General features: G+C 42.4%; 3 protein-coding genes. 1 reads left to right on the top strand and 2 read right to left on the bottom strand.

Features of this window, described 5'->3' with window-relative positions; all coding sequences use genetic code 11:
• Positions 1-133 precede the first annotated feature (133 nt).
• The gene (locus ACLPIE_RS22425; RefSeq protein ID WP_430263836.1) at positions 134-355 is read left to right on the top strand and encodes a SymE family type I addiction module toxin; all 222 of its coding nucleotides are present in this window, start codon (positions 134-136) and stop codon (positions 353-355) included.
• Positions 356-420: 65 nt separating this feature from the next.
• On the opposite strand, the gene ACLPIE_RS22420 is transcribed toward ACLPIE_RS22425, so the two are convergent.
• A complete protein-coding gene (locus tag ACLPIE_RS22420) occupies positions 421-789 on the bottom strand; it encodes a hypothetical protein (protein ID WP_430263835.1) in 369 nt (122 codons plus the stop codon).
• 15 nt (positions 790-804) lie between these two features.
• Positions 805-1,631 (bottom strand): RHS repeat-associated core domain-containing protein (locus ACLPIE_RS22415; RefSeq protein ID WP_430263834.1); only part of this gene is annotated, 827 nt, incomplete at its 5' end.

Below are 1,631 nucleotides of genomic sequence, written 5' to 3'. Positions count from 1 at the left end.
ACCATTGAATTTGTGAATCATAAGCCGGTGTTCCATCGGCATAAATTGGCGTTTCCTCCACCATTTGGTCGCCTGACCACAAATAGTGCCATGCTGTCACTTTGGGCTTAAGTTGGGGAAACCGTGGATTAACATGCGCTGCTTGGCTATCCACTTAACAGGCCAGTGGCTAAAAGCCGCAAGTTTTGAGACCGGTTTCACGTTCACGGTGAAGATTTTAAACGACTGTTTGGTCTTGATACCCGACAGCGAAGACATTCGAGCGATAAAGCAACAAAACCAACAACAGCAAGCGCAGCTCAGTGCCATCAAACACACTATGCGCGAGCTGATGGCGGAGTATATCAGCGGTTAAAGGCTAAACTGAGCCGCTCTTAAAAGCGAATCAGCCAGAAGATTGGATAACCTTCTGGCTTAATATCAAGGAATACGTTTATATTCTACGGAATCTGCAACTATATTTACCCATCCTTTAGAAGAAAAAAATTCAGCTAAAAATGAAAACACATATAACCCACCTAAACTAAAATACTTTTGACTCTCTAAAGTATCATCTTGTACTTCATTTTTATCAGTGACCTTAAGTATACAATTTTCAGTAGTATCCATTGTCCAAGATAAAGGCGCATCAATATAACTAGCATTTTTAAATCTAAGCTCAATAAAATAATCCTGATCTGTTATTTCTAAACACCCTTTCACTACAAGATCATTTTCATAAAAGCCGCAAATTTCGATATCACACCATTCATTTTCTTTTAAAACTGAGCTTATCTCTTCAATATCCATGAACCGTCGCACCTTTTAATATGGTATATGTGTATCCCTTGCTGCATCTAAGTTATAAGTAGGATTAGCTCGGCCATCTTTATAAAATGGTTTAAGTGTTAATTCTTTGTGCCAACCGCCATAAATATCCATATATTCAGTGCCTTCACCTACTTTTTGGCGTGATACTCGATATATACTTCCTGTATATCCATGATCCGGGTTAGCAGGATGAGCTCTCACCGTCATTTTATATTCACCATCTAGCCAACTTTCTTTCAATTTTGATGGCGGTGTTTTCAACCCTTGCCTACTAAGAGCTATATTCAAATAATCTCGGGGAGCTACCCTGACAAATTGACCTGAGCTATCCTGCCAGCGCCTAGTTTTATCATTCCATGTATAATTTTGGGGTGGACAACAAGCCAACCCAAACGGGTCCACCCAACCCACTGGATTATGCACATACCCATACGGATTCACACCACCCAATAGCCCTATTGGATCGGGGGAAATATACTGCCCACAGTCCCTATCATAATAGCGAAAGCGGTTGTAATACAAGCCTGTTTCTCGGTCTTCATATTGTCCTGCAAAGCGAAAGTAACATTCGGTATAATTGGGGTCATTATCGGCAAGGCCATCGCGGGATTGCCAAAACTGCATCTGCCCCCACGTATTCAGGCGCCCCGCCCAGCTCGCCTTACCCGCTTCCGTGAAAATTTCTCTCGGTGTACCTTGGTGGTCGGTCACCACATAGTGCAATTTGCCATTTTGATAGCGCGCCGTCGGTGTAATAGCCCCCGGTTCGTACAACCATTGAATTTGTGAATCATAAGCCGGTGTTCCATCGGCATAAATTG

Origin of the sequence: Providencia sp. Me31A, from assembly GCF_050487165.1 — a bacterium.
Classification (GTDB): Bacteria; Pseudomonadota; Gammaproteobacteria; order Enterobacterales; family Enterobacteriaceae; genus Providencia.
The sequence above is the reverse complement of the archived record's forward strand: the minus strand, read 5'-3'. Positions and strand labels throughout refer to the sequence as shown.

Bases quoted from the DNA above. Each gene is read 5' to 3' on its own strand.
- ACLPIE_RS22425 (WP_430263836.1), top strand. From the start codon at position 134: ATGCGCTGCTTGGCTATCCACTTAACAGGCCAGTGGCTAAAAGCCGCA.
- ACLPIE_RS22420 (WP_430263835.1), bottom strand. From the start codon at position 789: ATGGATATTGAAGAGATAAGCTCAGTTTTAAAAGAAAATGAATGGTGT.